The 14,989-nt window shown below is 61.4% G+C and carries 23 protein-coding genes; 5 read left to right on the forward strand and 18 right to left on the reverse strand.

From position 1 onward, the window contains the following. Positions 1-161: 161 nt before the first annotated feature. Positions 162-2,771, reverse strand: a complete 2,610-nt coding sequence (gene acnB, locus ACGLHT_RS18285) for a bifunctional aconitate hydratase 2/2-methylisocitrate dehydratase (RefSeq protein WP_075044547.1) — start codon at positions 2,769-2,771, stop codon at positions 162-164. 406 nt (positions 2,772-3,177) lie between these two features. On the opposite strand from acnB, the gene ACGLHT_RS18290 reads away from it, so the two are divergent. Next, positions 3,178-3,645, forward strand: coding sequence for a DUF1289 domain-containing protein (locus ACGLHT_RS18290; RefSeq protein ID WP_161795747.1), 468 nt, complete (start codon positions 3,178-3,180; stop codon positions 3,643-3,645). A gap of 71 nt (positions 3,646-3,716) precedes the next feature. Further along, entirely contained in the window at positions 3,717-4,985 is a 1,269-nt protein-coding gene (locus ACGLHT_RS18295) for a hypothetical protein (protein WP_274120481.1), read from the forward strand. Positions 4,986-5,023: 38 nt separating this feature from the next. On the opposite strand, the gene queD is transcribed toward ACGLHT_RS18295, so the two are convergent. The 8 genes from queD to ACGLHT_RS18335 all read right to left on the reverse strand — a co-directional run bounded on the left by queD (position 5,024) and on the right by ACGLHT_RS18335 (position 8,087). After that, positions 5,024-5,380, reverse strand: a complete 357-nt coding sequence (gene queD / locus ACGLHT_RS18300; protein ID WP_025338446.1) for a 6-carboxytetrahydropterin synthase QueD — start codon at positions 5,378-5,380, stop codon at positions 5,024-5,026. 63 nt (positions 5,381-5,443) lie between these two features. Continuing rightward, positions 5,444-5,656: an AlpA family transcriptional regulator gene (locus ACGLHT_RS18305; RefSeq protein ID WP_054572450.1), complete on the reverse strand. Its 213-nt coding sequence runs from the start codon at positions 5,654-5,656 to the stop codon at positions 5,444-5,446. 24 nt (positions 5,657-5,680) lie between these two features. Next, positions 5,681-5,857, reverse strand: coding sequence for a hypothetical protein (locus tag ACGLHT_RS18310; protein ID WP_167506586.1), 177 nt, complete (start codon positions 5,855-5,857; stop codon positions 5,681-5,683). A gap of 363 nt (positions 5,858-6,220) precedes the next feature. After that, positions 6,221-6,544 carry a hypothetical protein gene (locus ACGLHT_RS18315; RefSeq protein WP_274120482.1) on the reverse strand — a complete coding sequence of 108 codons (324 nt, stop codon included), beginning with the start codon at positions 6,542-6,544 and terminating at the stop codon, positions 6,221-6,223. A 56-nt stretch (positions 6,545-6,600) separates the two neighbouring features. Continuing rightward, positions 6,601-6,786 carry a hypothetical protein gene (locus ACGLHT_RS18320; RefSeq protein ID WP_274120483.1) on the reverse strand — a complete coding sequence of 62 codons (186 nt, stop codon included), beginning with the start codon at positions 6,784-6,786 and terminating at the stop codon, positions 6,601-6,603. Next, on the reverse strand, positions 6,783-7,184 hold the full coding sequence (locus ACGLHT_RS18325) for a phage protein NinX family protein (protein ID WP_274120484.1): 402 nt from the start codon (positions 7,182-7,184) through the stop codon (positions 6,783-6,785). The genes ACGLHT_RS18320 and ACGLHT_RS18325 overlap by 4 nt, the downstream gene beginning before the upstream one ends. Before the next feature lie 187 nt (positions 7,185-7,371). Then, positions 7,372-7,623, reverse strand: coding sequence for a hypothetical protein (locus tag ACGLHT_RS18330; protein WP_274120485.1), 252 nt, complete (start codon positions 7,621-7,623; stop codon positions 7,372-7,374). After that, the gene (locus tag ACGLHT_RS18335) at positions 7,620-8,087 is read right to left on the reverse strand and encodes a hypothetical protein (protein WP_274120486.1); all 468 of its coding nucleotides are present in this window, start codon (positions 8,085-8,087) and stop codon (positions 7,620-7,622) included. Before ACGLHT_RS18335 ends, ACGLHT_RS18330 begins: the two co-directional genes overlap by 4 nt. Positions 8,088-8,268: 181 nt before the next feature. On the opposite strand from ACGLHT_RS18335, the gene ACGLHT_RS18340 reads away from it, so the two are divergent. Next, complete coding sequence (locus tag ACGLHT_RS18340) at positions 8,269-8,568, forward strand: hypothetical protein (protein WP_046615156.1); 300 nt, start codon at positions 8,269-8,271, stop codon at positions 8,566-8,568. 49 nt (positions 8,569-8,617) lie between these two features. Here ACGLHT_RS18340 and ACGLHT_RS18345 read toward each other — a convergent pair whose 3' ends face one another. From ACGLHT_RS18345 to ACGLHT_RS18355, 3 genes are read right to left on the reverse strand one after another with little or no spacing between them, the layout of a single operon-like run. After that, entirely contained in the window at positions 8,618-8,842 is a 225-nt protein-coding gene (locus tag ACGLHT_RS18345; RefSeq protein WP_196187936.1) for a hypothetical protein, read from the reverse strand. After that, the gene (locus tag ACGLHT_RS18350; RefSeq protein ID WP_274120487.1) at positions 8,839-9,549 is read right to left on the reverse strand and encodes a Lar family restriction alleviation protein; all 711 of its coding nucleotides are present in this window, start codon (positions 9,547-9,549) and stop codon (positions 8,839-8,841) included. Before ACGLHT_RS18350 ends, ACGLHT_RS18345 begins: the two co-directional genes overlap by 4 nt. Before the next feature lie 3 nt (positions 9,550-9,552). After that, complete coding sequence (locus tag ACGLHT_RS18355) at positions 9,553-10,338, reverse strand: DUF2786 domain-containing protein (RefSeq protein ID WP_274120488.1); 786 nt, start codon at positions 10,336-10,338, stop codon at positions 9,553-9,555. Positions 10,339-10,426: 88 nt separating this feature from the next. Between ACGLHT_RS18355 and ACGLHT_RS18360 the strand changes: the two genes are divergently transcribed. Continuing rightward, positions 10,427-10,813 carry a hypothetical protein gene (locus ACGLHT_RS18360; RefSeq protein WP_274120489.1) on the forward strand — a complete coding sequence of 129 codons (387 nt, stop codon included), beginning with the start codon at positions 10,427-10,429 and terminating at the stop codon, positions 10,811-10,813. A gap of 39 nt (positions 10,814-10,852) precedes the next feature. Here the strand turns inward: ACGLHT_RS18360 and ACGLHT_RS18365 are convergent, their stop codons facing one another. Then, a complete protein-coding gene (locus ACGLHT_RS18365; protein WP_274120490.1) occupies positions 10,853-11,485 on the reverse strand; it encodes a hypothetical protein in 633 nt (210 codons plus the stop codon). Positions 11,486-11,613: 128 nt separating this feature from the next. On the opposite strand from ACGLHT_RS18365, the gene ACGLHT_RS18370 reads away from it, so the two are divergent. After that, positions 11,614-12,213 (forward strand): DUF6338 family protein, encoded by a 600-nt coding sequence (locus ACGLHT_RS18370; protein ID WP_274120491.1) that lies wholly within the window; start codon positions 11,614-11,616, stop codon positions 12,211-12,213. 129 nt (positions 12,214-12,342) lie between these two features. Here ACGLHT_RS18370 and ACGLHT_RS18375 read toward each other — a convergent pair whose 3' ends face one another. The 5 genes from ACGLHT_RS18375 to ACGLHT_RS18395 are packed head-to-tail and all read right to left on the reverse strand — an operon-like array spanning position 12,343 to position 14,989. Beyond that, positions 12,343-12,867 (reverse strand): hypothetical protein, encoded by a 525-nt coding sequence (locus ACGLHT_RS18375; protein WP_274120493.1) that lies wholly within the window; start codon positions 12,865-12,867, stop codon positions 12,343-12,345. Positions 12,868-12,908: 41 nt separating this feature from the next. Next, positions 12,909-13,103, reverse strand: coding sequence for a hypothetical protein (locus ACGLHT_RS18380; protein WP_137188324.1), 195 nt, complete (start codon positions 13,101-13,103; stop codon positions 12,909-12,911). A 3-nt stretch (positions 13,104-13,106) separates the two neighbouring features. Continuing rightward, positions 13,107-13,619, reverse strand: coding sequence for a hypothetical protein (locus ACGLHT_RS18385; RefSeq protein WP_274120494.1), 513 nt, complete (start codon positions 13,617-13,619; stop codon positions 13,107-13,109). Positions 13,620-13,626: 7 nt separating this feature from the next. Next, a complete protein-coding gene (locus ACGLHT_RS18390; RefSeq protein WP_274120495.1) occupies positions 13,627-14,244 on the reverse strand; it encodes a lambda exonuclease family protein in 618 nt (205 codons plus the stop codon). Next, complete coding sequence (locus ACGLHT_RS18395) at positions 14,228-14,989, reverse strand: ERF family protein (protein ID WP_061302624.1); 762 nt, start codon at positions 14,987-14,989, stop codon at positions 14,228-14,230. The genes ACGLHT_RS18390 and ACGLHT_RS18395 overlap by 17 nt, the downstream gene beginning before the upstream one ends.

A 14,989-nucleotide genomic window follows, 5' to 3' on the forward strand; every position in this document is an offset into this window, starting at 1 on the left:
CTCCCACAGGCACAACGCAGGCCTGATGGCAGTGGTGTACCTGTGGGAGCGGGCAAGCCCGCGAAGAGGCCGGTAAAGCCGACACAACCCCCACAAAAAAGCCCCGGCATCTCTGCCAGGGCTTCTTCTTGTAGCTTGTAGCTTACAACTTGCCGCTCAGCTTACGCCTGAACCACCGGGATCTTGGCGTTGGCTGCCGCTTCGCGGAACTCGGCGATCTGGTCGAAGCTCAGGTAGCGGTAAACGTCGGCAGCCATGCTGTCGATGTCCTTCGCGTACTGCATGTACTCTTCAACGGTCGGCAGCTTGCCGATGATCGAAGCGACAGCAGCCAGCTCGGCCGATGCCAGGTACACGTTGGTGGCGTCGCCCAGACGGTTCGGGAAGTTACGGGTCGAGGTGGAGACCACGGTCGAACCGGTCTGCACACGTGCCTGGTTACCCATGCACAGCGAGCAGCCTGGCATTTCCATGCGCGCGCCAGCCTTGCCGTAGATGCCGTAGTAGCCTTCTTCGGTCAGCTGGTGAGCGTCCATCTTGGTTGGCGGAGCCAGCCACAGACGGGTCGGGATACCGCCCTTGACCTTGTCCAGCAGCTTGCCGGCAGCGCGGAAGTGGCCGATGTTGGTCATGCACGAACCGATGAACACTTCGTCGATCTTCTCGCCCTGTACCGAAGACAGCAGGCGGGCATCGTCCGGGTCGTTCGGCGCGCAGAGCACAGGCTCTTTCACGTCGGCCAGGTCGATTTCGATGATTTCGGCGTATTCGGCATCGGCGTCGGCCGACAGCAGCTCAGGCTTGGCCAGCCAGGCTTCCATGGCCTGGGCGCGGCGCTCCAGGGTGCGGGCATCGCCGTAGCCTTCGCCGATCATCCAGCGCAGCAGGGTGATGTTGGACTGCAGGTACTCGGCGATGGCCTTTTCTGGCAGCTTGATGGTGCAACCGGCAGCGGAACGCTCGGCCGAGGCGTCGGACAGCTCGAAGGCTTGCTCGACGGTCAGGTCGTTCAGGCCTTCGATCTCGAGGATGCGGCCGGAGAAGGCGTTTTTCTTGCCTTTCTTCTCGACGGTCAGCAGGCCCTTCTGGATGGCGTAGTAAGGGATGGCGTGGACCAGGTCACGCAGGGTGATGCCTGGCTGCAGTTTGCCCTTGAAGCGCACCAGGATCGACTCTGGCATGTCCAGCGGCATGACGCCGGTGGCGGCGGCGAAGGCCACCAGGCCGGAACCTGCCGGGAACGAGATGCCGATCGGGAAGCGGGTGTGCGAGTCGCCACCGGTACCCACGGTGTCAGGCATCAGCATGCGGTTCAGCCAGCTGTGGATGATGCCGTCGCCCGGGCGCAGCGACACGCCGCCACGGGTGCGGATGAAGTCTGGCAGGGTGTGGTGGGTGGTGACGTCGATCGGCTTCGGATAGGCCGCGGTGTGGCAGAACGACTGCATCACCAGGTCAGCGGAGAAGCCCAGGCACGCCAGGTCTTTCAGCTCGTCGCGGGTCATCGGGCCAGTGGTGTCCTGGGAACCGACGGTGGTCATCTTCGGCTCGCAGTAGGCACCTGGGCGCACGCCCTGGCCTTCTGGCAGGCCGCAGGCACGGCCGACCATTTTCTGTGCCAGGGTGAAGCCCTTGCCCGAATCGGCAGGCTGCTCCGGCTTCTTGAACAGGTCGGAAGCACCCAGGCCCAGTTCGGCACGGGCTTTTTCGGTCAGGCCACGGCCGACGATCAGCGGGATACGGCCGCCAGCGCGGACTTCATCCAGCAGCACTTCGGTTTTCAGCTCGAAGTTGGTGACCAGTTCGTCGCTGCCGTGACGGCGCACTTCGCCCTTGAACGGGTAAACGTCGATGACGTCGCCCATGGCCAGGTTGGTGCAGTCGAATTCGATCGGCAGGGCGCCGGCGTCTTCCATGGTGTTGTAGAAGATCGGGGCGATCTTGGTGCCGAAGCAGAAGCCACCGGCGCGCTTGTTCGGCACGTACGGAATGTCGTCGCCGAAGAACCACAGCACCGAGTTGGTGGCGGATTTACGCGAGGAACCGGTACCGACCACGTCACCGACGTAGGCAACCGGGAAGCCCTTGGCCTTGACGGCTTCGATCTGGGCCAGCGGGCCGACCGAACCAGGCTGCTGCGGCTCGATGCCGTCGCGGGCCATTTTCAGCATGGCCAGGGCGTGCAGCGGGATGTCAGGGCGCGACCAGGCGTCCGGGGCAGGGGACAGGTCGTCGGTGTTGGTTTCGCCAGGCACCTTGAACACGGTCAGGGTGTACTTGTCGGCGATGGCCGGACGCGAGGTGAACCACTCGCCGGCAGCCCAGGATTCCAGCACGGCCTTGGCGTGAACGTTGCCGGCCTTGGCTTTTTCGGCCACGTCGTGGAAGGCATCGAACATCAGCAGGGTGTGCTTGAGCTGTTCGGCCGCGACGGCGCCCAGTTCGGCGTCATCCAGCAGTGCGACCAGCGTTTCGATGTTGTAGCCGCCCTGCATGGTGCCCAGCAGTTCGGTGGCGTGCTTGCGGTCGATCAGAGGCGACTTGGCTTCGCCCTTGGCGACGGCGGAGAGGAAAGCGGCCTTGACGTAGGCAGCTTCGTCGACCCCTGGCGGTACGCGGTTGGTGATCAGGTCTACGAGGAAGGCTTCTTCGCCGGCCGGCGGGTTTTTCAGCAGCTCGACCAGGCCTGCAGTTTGTTCGGCGTTCAGCGGCTGGGGCACGATACCCAGGGCGGCACGCTCTTCGATGTGTTTGCGGTAGGCTTCAAGCACAGTTATTTCCCTCATCAGTGGTCCCTAAAGGGGGTCCGGGACGCTCATCCAGCATTCAGTGCACCCATGCGCTGCCACGGCTTTGTGGGCCGCCCAGCCAGAGTCGCAAAGAATCCTTACAGAAGCTGCTTTCAAAGTTTTACGCCTGCAGAACGGGGAGCTGATGAGGGCTGGCACGGGCATGCGAGGGATGCATGGCCCGGGCCAACGCCGTTCTACCGGATGAACTGTGCTCGTGACGCTTTGAAAACAGCTTCCAACGGACATTGTTGCCTTTGAAAAGGCGGGATGATTCTACGGCAAAAAAAGCTCGAAGGTAAGGCGGCGAAGATGACTTTAACGAGTGACCCTGGTTAGACAAAGGGCTAACATGAGCCCGTGTTCCACCGCCAAGCTGTTGTTTTTCATGTCCAACAAGTCCATCAAGACCCCTTGCGTCGGCCTGTGCTCCACGGTTTACGGAGACACGGTTTGCCGTGGCTGCAAGCGGTTCCACCACGAAGTGATCAACTGGAACGGCTACGACGATGCGCAGAAGCGCGCCGTGTGGCTGCGTCTGGAGCAGCTGCTGGTGCAGGTGATGATGGCCAAGCTGGAGGTGTTCGACAAAGGCCTGCTGCGCCAGCAACTGGAGCAGCGTTCCATCCGCTTTGTCGAGCAGCAGTCGGAATATTGCTGGGCGTACCAGCTGATTGCCCGTGGGGCGCGGATGATCCGTGATCTGGAGGCCTATGGCATGGTGCTGTTGCCGGAATTCCGCGACTGGGAGCTGCCGCAGTTGCGCGACGCCATCGACCGCGAGTTCTTCCTGCTGTCCGAGGCGCATTACCAGCGCTACATCGCCCCGGCGTTCCTGCAACAGGCTTTGGAGTAGGCTGTTTCCCGCTGATTTCGGGCGGCATCGCTCGCGTAGTGTCCGGCGTTTTCCATGCACAGGAAGCGCCCATGAGCGACTATGTCTACCACCCGGAATTTTCCTTTTTGGCTCGCTGCTGGTGGCAGCTGGGCGATGAGCTCCTGCATCCCGATCAGTGGGACGCTTCGACCGCCAGGCTTGCCCCCATGTGGCTGCATTATGGCGGGGCCGGGTTTCACAATGACCACTGGTACCGGTATCTGCGGGCCGAGCCCGAAGGCACCGGGCCATTGCGGCTGGAGCCATGGAGCTACACCTTGCCCAGTCATGTGTATGGCGAGCTGTTCTGGTTCGGAGCCTATATCAGCGGTACGGAACGGACCGGGGCGACGCTGCGCTATGAAATGCGGCCTTATGACCGGAACTGGAAACCGCTGAACCGGATTGTCTACAGTAAGCCGGGGGTGCTGTCAGGCTTTGCAGGCTATGCGGGCGTGAAGGACCAGACCGAGGCGGCGGCCGGGCGTCAGCATCTGACCGATCCGCAGCACCTGTGGAACCTTTCGGGTATCAACCACAACGATATCAAGCGCGGGGCGCGGTTATGCAATGTCGTTCTGGTCGACGACGCCGGGCAACGGGCCAGGCGCATCGCCAACCGGGAGGCGTGGCTGATAAACACGCTGACTGGCGAGCCAGGACTGATGGCCCTAGAAGTGCTGGACTACGCCCATGAAGCGCGTGATGTCGCCTGGGGCACGGGCCTGCAGCGGGCGGGCAGCAGTCATGTGTTCAAGGCGGAGCACAGTTTCATCGCCAGTTTGTGCTGGCGGCCCGACGAGACGCCAGCCGGCCCTGCCGGCTCCACGGACGGCGTGCAAGGCTTGGTAGCAGCTCGTTTTGACGAAGGCTGGGAGTGGAACCCACGGGCAAGGTTGAGTGTGGAGCAGACCGATTCGTTGGGCACGCGCTGGCGCGACGATGAAACCCGACCGGCATGCGAGCGTTTCTGGTTTGCCGCTTACCTCGATAACGGGGTGTATGCGTATGAGATCTGGCCGCTTGACGAGCGTGGTCGGCGCCTGAACTTCACCTTGCGCAAACAGACAGGCTGGACCATGAGCCTGGCGCAGCGCTGGCAATCGGTTCGTGCGGAGGCGGATTTTCTCTGGCATCTGGACGGGTTGGACCCGGCTACCTTGCAGGTGGGGGCAACTGTGGCCAACGTGAAACTCAGGCACAGCAGTGGCCGAGTCGTGAAGCTGGCTGATCGCAGCGAACGCAGGCTGGGTACGCAGGCGCTGGGTGAGGAAGGATCCCTGACTGTGCAGGTGCTGGAAACCTCGGCCAGGTTCTAGGGGGCGCAAGGGCGCTGCTACAGCGCCCTTGCCGGGGTTCAGTCGCCGCTGTACTCGCAGCCGCTGGTGCAGGTCTCGTGGATGCGGACCTTCGACAGTTCCGGCAGCAGCGGCTTGACCTGGTCCCAGATCCACTTGGCGATCACTTCGCTGGTGGGGTTTTCCAGGCCCGGGATGTCGTTCAGGTAGTTATGGTCCAGTTGCTCGTAGATCGGCTTGAAGATCGCCTTGATCTCGGCGAAATCGCGGATCCAGCCGGTGTGCGGGTCGAGCGGGCCGGTCAGGTGCAGGCCGACCTTGAACGAGTGGCCGTGCAGGCGACCGCATTTGTGCCCGGCAGGGACGTGCGGCAGGCGGTGGGCCGATTCGAATGTGAATTCCTTGAAGATTTCCACTGGTGGACCTGTATAGCTGGTGGGATAAGGGCTTGAGCGGAAATTGGCGTTTCAATGTACTGCTCAATGTACTGATTGGTCGTCGCTGGGGTCGAAAGAGGTCATCCACTGGGTGATGTCCGACTGGCGCCAGGCAACCGAATTGGGGCCTATCTTAACCTGTTTTGGGAAGGTGCCTTCACGGATTCTGCGATAGACGGTGTTACGGCCAATGCCGGTCACGTGCAGCACCTCGTCGAGGCGCAGGAAGCGGTCGATGTTTTCTGCGGGTCGCATGGGTGTCTCCTTTATATAGAAGGGTCAGGCCGTGAAGTGGTATCCGACCTTCGCCGCCCTGGCAGCTTCCTCGGTGCGGAACATGAGCCGGGTGGTGCTGACGCTGCCCCAGCTGTTGTATTCGACATCGACCCACCAGGCGCCGAACTTGCGGTACGGCTCGCCGAGGATCTTCGTGACGTAGCAGTCGATCAGGTTCATGGAGATCCCCTCACTCGCTTATTTGGGATATCGATGCGGTTCTATGGCCGCTGCTCGAGTCATAGGAGCCGGATAGTACGAAGCGGTTGTCGATGGTGAATCCTGACTTTCTTCGCGTGCCGTTCTTCCGTGGCGCCGACATGCCGGGACCGGCGACGATCAGCGACTCTGTTGGCCCCATCGGCCTAACGGGAGAAAGGCATCGCCCGCTCCAAACGACATCAGCCCCAAACCTGATGTAATGCTGGGCGCCTTTCACGGACGCCAGGAGAATGCGTAGGCGCCTGGGAACGATCTGTCCTTTTCGGAAGTGCTCGACTTTCATGGATGGTCTCCACGCCGCCGGTGGCGGCAGGTTGGTGGTCAGTCGACCTGGTAGTAGACGTAGCAGTTGACGCCTTGGTCTTTCAGCGACTTGTGCATTGCCTGCACCCCGGCGCTGTGCTGATTGCCGATGCCTGGCCAAGGCGTATCAAGGTGCACGCCTTGTTGGTGGTACCGGCTTTTCTTCTGCACATAGCCGGGCAGCCCCTGCAGCTGGCTGGCGCGCAGGCCTGGCACCGGAATCACTACCCGGTCCAGATTCGCGCTGCCGCCGTCGTCGGTGCATGCAGCGGCAGCAGCTTTCCCGGCCTCGATCGCAATGCGGACCTTTGTTGGAAGGCTCGCGAGTTCTTCTTTTGTCATGGCAAAGAGTCTCCACGCCCGCGCATGTCGGCGGGTTTGATTGGTACGGGAAGGGGTTACAGCAGGTGGGCGCCGGATTCGAGCAGGCCGTCGCGGTCCTGGCGCAGATTGTCGCGTTCGGTCGCTAGGCGCCGGATGCCGCGATGCAGGTACTGGGCAATGGTCTCGCCGGCGCGCAGATCTCGGGGCTTGACGCCTTTCAGGATTGCCTCAAGCTCGTTCACGCTGAATTGCTCGATCATGGCATCAGCTCCTGTGGCACCTGGACGGTGTCGCCAATGTTCAGAGCGACTATCGCCCTGCAGCCTGCAACAAGGATCGTAGGTCCGCCTGCTAAACGACTGAATCCAGTGGGCCGGTTGTAGGCGAATGCTCGATACCGGGAGTCTGTGCCGTCTTGCAGCATGCCGAAGCCCTTGCAGTGCTTGTCGAACAGATGGCCGCCAAGCGCCCAGTCTTCCCACGGGTTGTAGCGCTTGGTGTGCACGATGGCCTCGCCCTGGTGCCTGGCGAACACCCGCCAGGGATTGCCGTACTGCGGCGGCACCAGAATCAGGTCCAGGCCTTCCGCCTTGCCTACTGCCCATCCCAAGGCCTCGCCGGCCAGGTAGGCTGTTTTCACTTCGATCATGTCGGTCATGGTCGCCGCTCCATTTGGTGCTGGCGATATGTCGATGGCCGCTCGATACCCCACCAGCCAGAACTGCGCGATAGGGAGAAATACCAGCGGCCTTCTGCGTCTGTCTTGTACCAGCCGGCCATGAACTTGGGAGTGCTGGGCGCCCATGCCTCTGCACCGTGAGGTGCGACGTTCCAATTGGTGCTACTCACAGCTCATACCTCTCATCAATCCAGCGCCCAGGCGCCAGAGCGGGTGTAGGTTCGGGTTGGGTTTCGTGCGGGGAGAGCTGGCGCTCGTTGCCGGCCGGCAGCTGGCTGTCGGGGATGCAGCTGATGCCGACCCCATTGAGCAGGTAGCAGGTGACGCCGCGCTGGCTGTCGTGCTGTACGTCGATGATGTTCGACGCTGCGTTGGCGCCGGTGGCCAGCAGCAGGAGACAGAGGGCGAGGCGGGTCATGACTTAAGCGCCTCCATGCCCTGGTCGATCGCGCGATCTAGCGCGTCGTTGGCAAGAATGTCCTCATGCTCGGCGTAACCGCAGATGATGGGCGGCATGTTGTACTCGCTGCCCAAGTCCTCCTGTCCGTCCGGGTCGCGCAACCAGCGGTACCGCTCTGCGTCAGTCCGGAGAGCGCGAACTTCTGCAATCAGGGCCAACATGACGGCAGGCCGGGCGGCGCGGTAGTACGCCTCAGCATGAACGTGCGGCTCACCAATGCCATAGAACTGGACACCCAGTGCCACGCCGTCGTAGTTCAGGTAGTCGGCCGTCAGCTCGACAGAGCCCTCACCGCCACACCCAGGGCATTCCATCCATCCTTCTTCGGCACCACCGACTTGGGCGCTGACGAAGTCTTGCGGGGTAGCAGCCTTGGCCGCCGCCTCGATCGCGTCGAGGTCCAACTCAATTTTTTCGGGCATGACGATTCCTTGGCCGCCATATCGCGGCGGTAAGTTGTACAAGTGGCTGGGTTCGGTACAAGAAAATCGGCCGGTGGTCCGATTCAGTTCTCAAGCTGTGATACCGAGATTGCGTCTCGCCTCGCTTTGGCTATGGTGAGGGTTCACCTGTGGCATACAACTAAAGTCGTAGGAGGCCGACATGAGGATTCGCGGTGAAGTTTTCTGGGGGTGGGCTGATCCAACGCTTCACCACCGTGCTCACGACGAAACCCTCAGCGATGGAACGCACATTGATGTTCAGGTGCGCCTGTCGCGAACGGGTAACACGCAGATGTTCATTGGGGTGTATGCCGCGAGTGGCATGGCCCTTCACGAAGAGGCGTTCGATTCCCGTCCCGGTGAATCCATGACCAGGGCTTTAGCCTGGGGCGTCGGACGGGCCCGCCGCATTGCTACAGACACTCTCCCAAAATTCGACCAGGTCGCCTGCTCGGGATAGGGGAGATTGGTTACAACGGGGGCGGAGTACAGATGTGCTCCGTAGCGGTCTAGCCTTGCGCACGCATGAATGCCGCCATGTCGCCCATCTGCTCGACGATGAAGCGCTCTTCATCAGCTGCGGCAGCGATGATCCTTTCACGGCGCTTGTTGCAGAGTTGGCAATCAACAATGGCCCAGTCGCCTGACAGCTCTGAGGATGCCCCTAGCCATGTGCCGCAGGGGGCTTGCTCAATGTCTTCCAGGTCGGTGAATGGTGCGAAGTGCGTCTTCACGACTTCGCCCCTGGCTCTGCGGTGCGCTGGAACATGTTGACGTCATGCGCTCGCGGCAGAACTCCTGGCGCGTTCGGCTCTGCGCTGGCGAATAGGGCTTTGATCCGGTCAACGAGGTCGGCCGGGAGATCGAAATCCACACCAGACCAGTGACGCTTCGAGATATCAGTCAGCAGCGCATCCCGATCGGCCAGCTTGTCGCTCAGTTCCTCAATGGCGGCCAGGTTCTTGATGCCGTGGGTTCGTGAGTAGAAGCGATCCAGCTTGGCGCTCAGGTCGTCGCGTTCATCCCGCATATGGCCCAGCTCTATGCGAAGGCGAGCGGCCTCACCGGCATCGGGCATCGGCCCCAGGCCAACAATCGGTATCCCAGTAGCCTCCGCATCCCTCTCTGCCTCATCTTTGGTCCACCAGAAGGCAGTACCAACCATCCAGGCTATAGGCTCGGGGTGGGGCTGCGGGGCAGCGCGCTTGTTCCATTCTTTCACTGCCTGGTCATGGCCTGGCTGATCCTCGCCTTCGTGCTGCCGGACTCCGACTGGCCCGCGCGCAAGGCAGGCCGAATACTTATCGACTCGGCCTTGGCAGATGACGACAGAGGCATCGCTGTCGAGTTGCTCAACGAAGGCGTCTTGCTGACCGCAAAATGGGCACGGACACAGCTTCGCGGCCATCTCTGTGTTGCTGGATCGGTTTTCTGTGGTCATGGCTTATCCTCGTGCGCCTGTCAGCTGCAGCTGTGTTTCACCGCCTGTGGCCAGGCCGGGGTTCAATTTGACTTTTTGACCGGCCAGCATCCCGGCGATCTGGGCTGCCATGTCGAGCTCTATCGGTCCGGACTTACGCTGCTTGCCGATTTCTCGTCCGGCCAGATACTGCTCAATCAGCGCCTTGTCCTGGCTTTCAACCTTCACTAGGTCGCGCCCGTTTGAGCGCTGCTCTATGGCTTGATCCTCTTCGCCTCGGGGTACAAGCTCATGGACCTTGCCGTGCACAACTGAAACCCACGCGATTGCGAAGTGATCGCCAGCTGTCTCGGGGGAGTAGGCGCTGCGGCGCTTACCACTCCTGACCGAGGCCACGTAGTCGCGGCGAGCCTGCGTCAGTTTGGTGAGCAAGGTCTCGTAGGCATACATCGCGATCTGCGGCGCAGGCATCACGCCTACGAACAAGGCCCGCTCAACCATTCGCCCGGACGACTCGCACCAGTGCTTATACGAGAGCGGTCGGCACCCGAACACCCTGGCCACGATGCCGCTTAGGTGCCGATCCCAGGTTGGCCGGCGGTTCGCCCTAGACTTGTCCGACTGGACTTCATCTACATCGCTCAGGCGGACATCCAGCTCGGTGAGGCGGTACTCGCGCATCAGCGCCCGGGCCTGGCGCATTGCCGTGGCGGCTTCGTTTTCGTTCGAACTTTTGGAAAGTGCCAGGCAGCGTTTGATCTTGCGGATGACCCGCTCGAGCTTACTCTCGTTGTGCTGTTGTTCGGTCATGTCGTTGTCCTTGCGTGCAGGCGCCGCCCTCGCCGGGGAGGCGTGATTGGTTTTGGTCTAGAGTTGAGGTTCTTGCGGAGGGCTTCACATGCTGAAAGCTGGAGCGAGCACGGAATGGATGTGCGACTTCTACCGATACATCACCGATGGTGAGGTAAGGGAGGCTTTTGCTCTGCTGGTGGGGAGCCTGGCCTGCGCCGAGGGCGTCACCTGTGCCCGGAGGGATCAAGGTGAAGTCAGGTCCGTAGGTATCGAGGTCGACGGTGAGTTCTGGTTCGCGCTCATGGTTGCCAAGCAATGGCTCACATTCCAGTGGCGACCGCCTGTGACCAGGACAAAACGGTACCGGCCGGCTCATCTGCGATCTCAATTTCCAGACAGCTTCACCGATACCGCGCAGGCCGATCACTGGTCGATCAAGATCACATCGCTCGATGACGCGTTACGACTGCTGCTGATCCTTGATCTCGAGTAGCTGTAGCGGATAGGCGATCTATAAAGGCTCTATAGTCGGCTATAAACCAGAGCTGGCGGGCAGCGCTGGAGGGCAGGCGGCGTATCGAGTCCGCAACGCGGCGGCGATACGCGGGTCCGACTGCGTATCGGCGTAGGCCATTGCTATCTGGTGCTTGTGTTCTCGCCAAGCTTGGTGCGCTTCTGAAGCACTGGTGTAATAGCCAAGAAACTCATGACGGCCAGAGAAAGGGTTTCTGCACTGAGCCACGAACCTCTGCCGCGCCTTGTTCCAAGAAACGCCGATCGGCAGGTCGCCGCGAATCGCCTGGCTATCCACCATGAACCTGTTCAGGTCAGGCGAGATAAACGCACAAGTGGCGGCGGAGTAAACCTTGTTGCCTGGCACAATCAGATCCTTGTCCAAGTGCTTTCCCGCATGATCCTGGGCTGACATCCAGGCCCGGAAGGACGAGAAGGTGAGCCAATCGCTCGATGCCGAGCAGTCCTGATAAGTGGGGTTCCTTATCTGAAACTTCTCGCTGTAGCAGCGCTCCAGCATCCCGGTCCATGCTTTGTAGAACGGGCAGGTCCATACGGATCGCCGGCGCCCGCCAACCGTTGCGGTAAGGCAGACTTGATATTCGGCGTCGTTTGCTCCGACGCCGTAAACCAGCTTCAGGGCTTTGCTCATCGCGCTCTCCTGGTATGTGTAGGCAGCGTCATGCCTCCGAGGGCCGGATGCGGCATGGTGGCAAATTGGTTTGGGATGGGGTATTACGGGTGACCGGCGTGGGGCCAGTTCAAGGATGTGGAGTTCGGATGGACGACCTAGTCAAAGAAGTCATACCGCTGCTGCAATACCTGATCCCGGGATTTCTTACCGCTTGGATCTTCTATTCGCTGACAGCTTTTAAACGTCCGGACACGTTTGGCCAAATTGTGCAGGCCCTTGTGTTTACGTTTGTCATCCATGGGGCAGTTGCTGGCATCGGCAAGCTGCTCCTTTGGGCTGGCAGCAAGGGGCATGTTTGGGGGGTATGGGACAAGGAAGCTGTAACGGTGTGGACTGGGGTTACGGCTGTAGCCATTGGCCTACTATCGTGTTACCTCGCGAACACGGATAAGCTTCACGCTCTTCTGAGATGGATGGGATTTAGCACTCAGACGTCTCATCCAAGCGAGTGGTACAGTGCTTTCTCAAAGCACAAAAGGTTCGTGGTGCTTAACCTTTTAGATGAGCGCCGGATTTATGGGTGGCCCCTCGAGTGGCCGACAGAGCCCACCCAGGGTCAGTTTGTACTGCACGAGCCAGCCTGGCTCAATGACGATGGAACGGAAATACCTATTCCCGCGGAGCTTTTTGTGATCGATGCATCCAAAGTCGAGTGGGTCGAGTTCACCCCAAAAACATGGAAATAGCTATGACCAGCAAGCGACCAACACCACCACCAGCCGGCGTCACTCGTCCAGGGCGTTCGCCACAGACTAACAATGCGAATCCGCCTGCACCGACCAGCATTCGCCCCCCAGCCCCTGCTGCTCCCCCTGCTAAAAAGAAGTGAGGGCAGGAGGCAGTATGTCGTCCCCCGGATCCTGCTGAATCATCAGCATGCTCTTCCTGTCGAAGGCCAGGGCCAGGCTGGGCGATATGATGATCTCGTGTCGCGGCGGGGTGAGAAACTTCGCCGCGTGCAGCCTGCCCAGGGCGTGAATGCCGTGGATCAGCGCCTCGATGATCTGGCTGGCCGAGCCGTCTACCCAGCCGCATATCGCCCGCAAGTGCTGGCCAGTCCGTTTCCTGGCTGACAGCCGCAACGGTTCGGTCCGCGCCACGCTTCGGTGAGCCTCTATTTCGTGGCGCGCGATCCTGAACAAGGCGTGATGCCCGAGCGCCTCGACGTGATGAATCATCAGCGTCATCGCCTCGCCCTGTTCTTCGATCCCGGCCCACTCCATCAGTTCCTGCAGGGCCTGTTTTGTCCCTGGTCGAACCTTTAAGCGCAGGTCTTCTTCCTGCAGGCGCTCGGCCTTCTCGCGCCGGCGCTTGTCGCGCTCTGCTTGGTCCATCGCCATACGGCACCTCCTTCAATCCGCTGGGCGGTAGGTTGAACTGCTCACGCCGCCTTGTTCTTTGCAGCGCGCTTCGGATTTTTCTGTTCAATCTCAAGATCCATGTCGTTCCAGCCGGCCAGAAACCAGGAGCCGTGGAACGTGTGAGAGGCGAATGGGTTGGCCAGCTTGCCGCCACCGTTGCGGCGGCATTCCCGGCCAAGGTAGTAGACGCTGGGGTGCTCGCCGTGGTCGCTCATGGCCTACCCCCGATACCGCTGAAGCGGGAAGCTGATCTTGAATGCAGCCAGAATTCGCTCCAGCTTGCGATTTCCGATACCGAGTACTGCAGTTGCCCGGCAGCGGGACATGCCTTCGTCGCGCAAGGCAATGATCCGATCTGCCAGCTCTCGGTCAGCAGCCTCTTGAGCGGCGGCATCCTTCACTGGCTGGACCTGGCGTGGCGGCTTGCAGAACCTGAATCTTTCGCGAGCGGCCACGCCCCAAAGCGCTCCCTTGGTCTCGCCAAGGAGTTTCGCTACCTCGCCACAGGTCATGGTCTTGGCCAGCTCGGCAATCTGCGCGGCGCGAGTCCTGGCACGGCTTTGCTGCGGGTGTTCCGACTTATGCGCGGCGGGCTTGGCCCGCTTCGGCTTGGGCTCCGGGTGCTTGCGCTGCGGCAGCGGCCGGTAGGTGAAGCCCTCCAGCACGATCAGCTGGCCGCCAGACGCGAAGAAGGCTGCGGTTGCGGCCTCCAGGTCGATTGATTGGTTCATGCTCACCTCATGCTGCGATTCCGAGCACACGATTCATGCGCTCGTCGAGGATTTCGTAAAAGGTCTTCACGCGCTCCGAGAGCTTTCGGATCATCGCCTCGTCGCGGTATGCGCGCTTTACGAACAGCGGCATGCCCGGCCAGTAGCAGATGAAGTCGATCCACTCGCGCTCCGATACCCACAGGCCGCCCTGGCACTGGGCGACATGCTCTTTCGGGATCTCGCCACCCAAGATCACGTCGACCTGCAGCTTTGGCAGCTTGGTCTTGATCTCGGTCAGGCCGTTGTCGCCGACCAGGGCGTCTGGTGAGTAGCCAATGCCATGATTCAGGATGATCCCCACCTGGTGGGTCTGGACGTCCTCGCGGTCGCAATACAGGGCCCGGGCAGTACCTTCCAGTTCGTGCCCGCGCTCGGTGTGGCGGTTACCGGTGAACGGGTCGGCCGCTTCGCCGGTGATGCGCTCGCCGATCAGGGTGTTCATGTAGGTGAAGGCGCCGGCACCGAAACCGGCCTCACCCTTGCCGTTTACCAGCAGGCAATCCAGCTCGCTGCAGGTAATGATGCCCAGGCGCAGGTCCAGCCAGGCCTGAGTGTCTTGCTCGACATCACTGATGATCTGCATTTGCGGCCTCCGCGGCCCTGATGGCCTTGTTCAGTTGCGCGACCAGGATGTCGTGGCGACCCTTCGGCACGCATTCGGCCGAGCCGTATTCGCCGGTGAACCAGTCGCGGGTCTTCTGGGTGCAGCGATCTAGCAGGGCGCTGATGCCGGCCGCCTGCACGCTAGTTACGTTCGCCGTTGGCACGGCAGCGTGGCCGTCGTCATCCTCGCCGCGGGTGGTGAGGTTGAGCAGGGCGCTCATGACGTAGCGCTTGCCGTAACTGGTGGACGAGCCGACCGCCTGCACAGCGTTCTTGCTGCCGCTGGTGTCGAGCGGGAGCAGCATGGTTGTGCTCTCGCGGTGTCCGGCCCGGTGCATCAGGATGCCGGTGACGCTTAGGCCAGCCGGCACGTTCTCGACCTTGAAGGTGATCGCGAAGCCGTGCGTCTGCATGATCGGCTTGATCACATCGTTGATGTCTTCAAAGGTGGCGTAGTCGCTGCGCTTTTGGCCATTCACGACGATGGCGCCGCGCTCGGCGATGCTCGGTATATCGCTCTGCATGGCCGCCATTGCTGCGTTGAACTCGGCCTCAGCGTCGCGGGCCTGCATACGCTCGTGCATCGCCATCAGGCGCTCAAGCTTGTCGATGTCGCAGGTTGGGTCGGTAGCGGCCCGGCTGATGACGGCCAGGATGCTGCTGTCGGCCTGCGGAGGCGCGGCCACCTGGCGGCGCTGCTCCGGCACAATGATCGTGCTGCTCAT

It is taken from the genome of Pseudomonas sp. PsB (genome assembly GCF_043658375.1).
Classification (GTDB): Bacteria; Pseudomonadota; Gammaproteobacteria; order Pseudomonadales; family Pseudomonadaceae; genus Aquipseudomonas; species Aquipseudomonas putida_Z.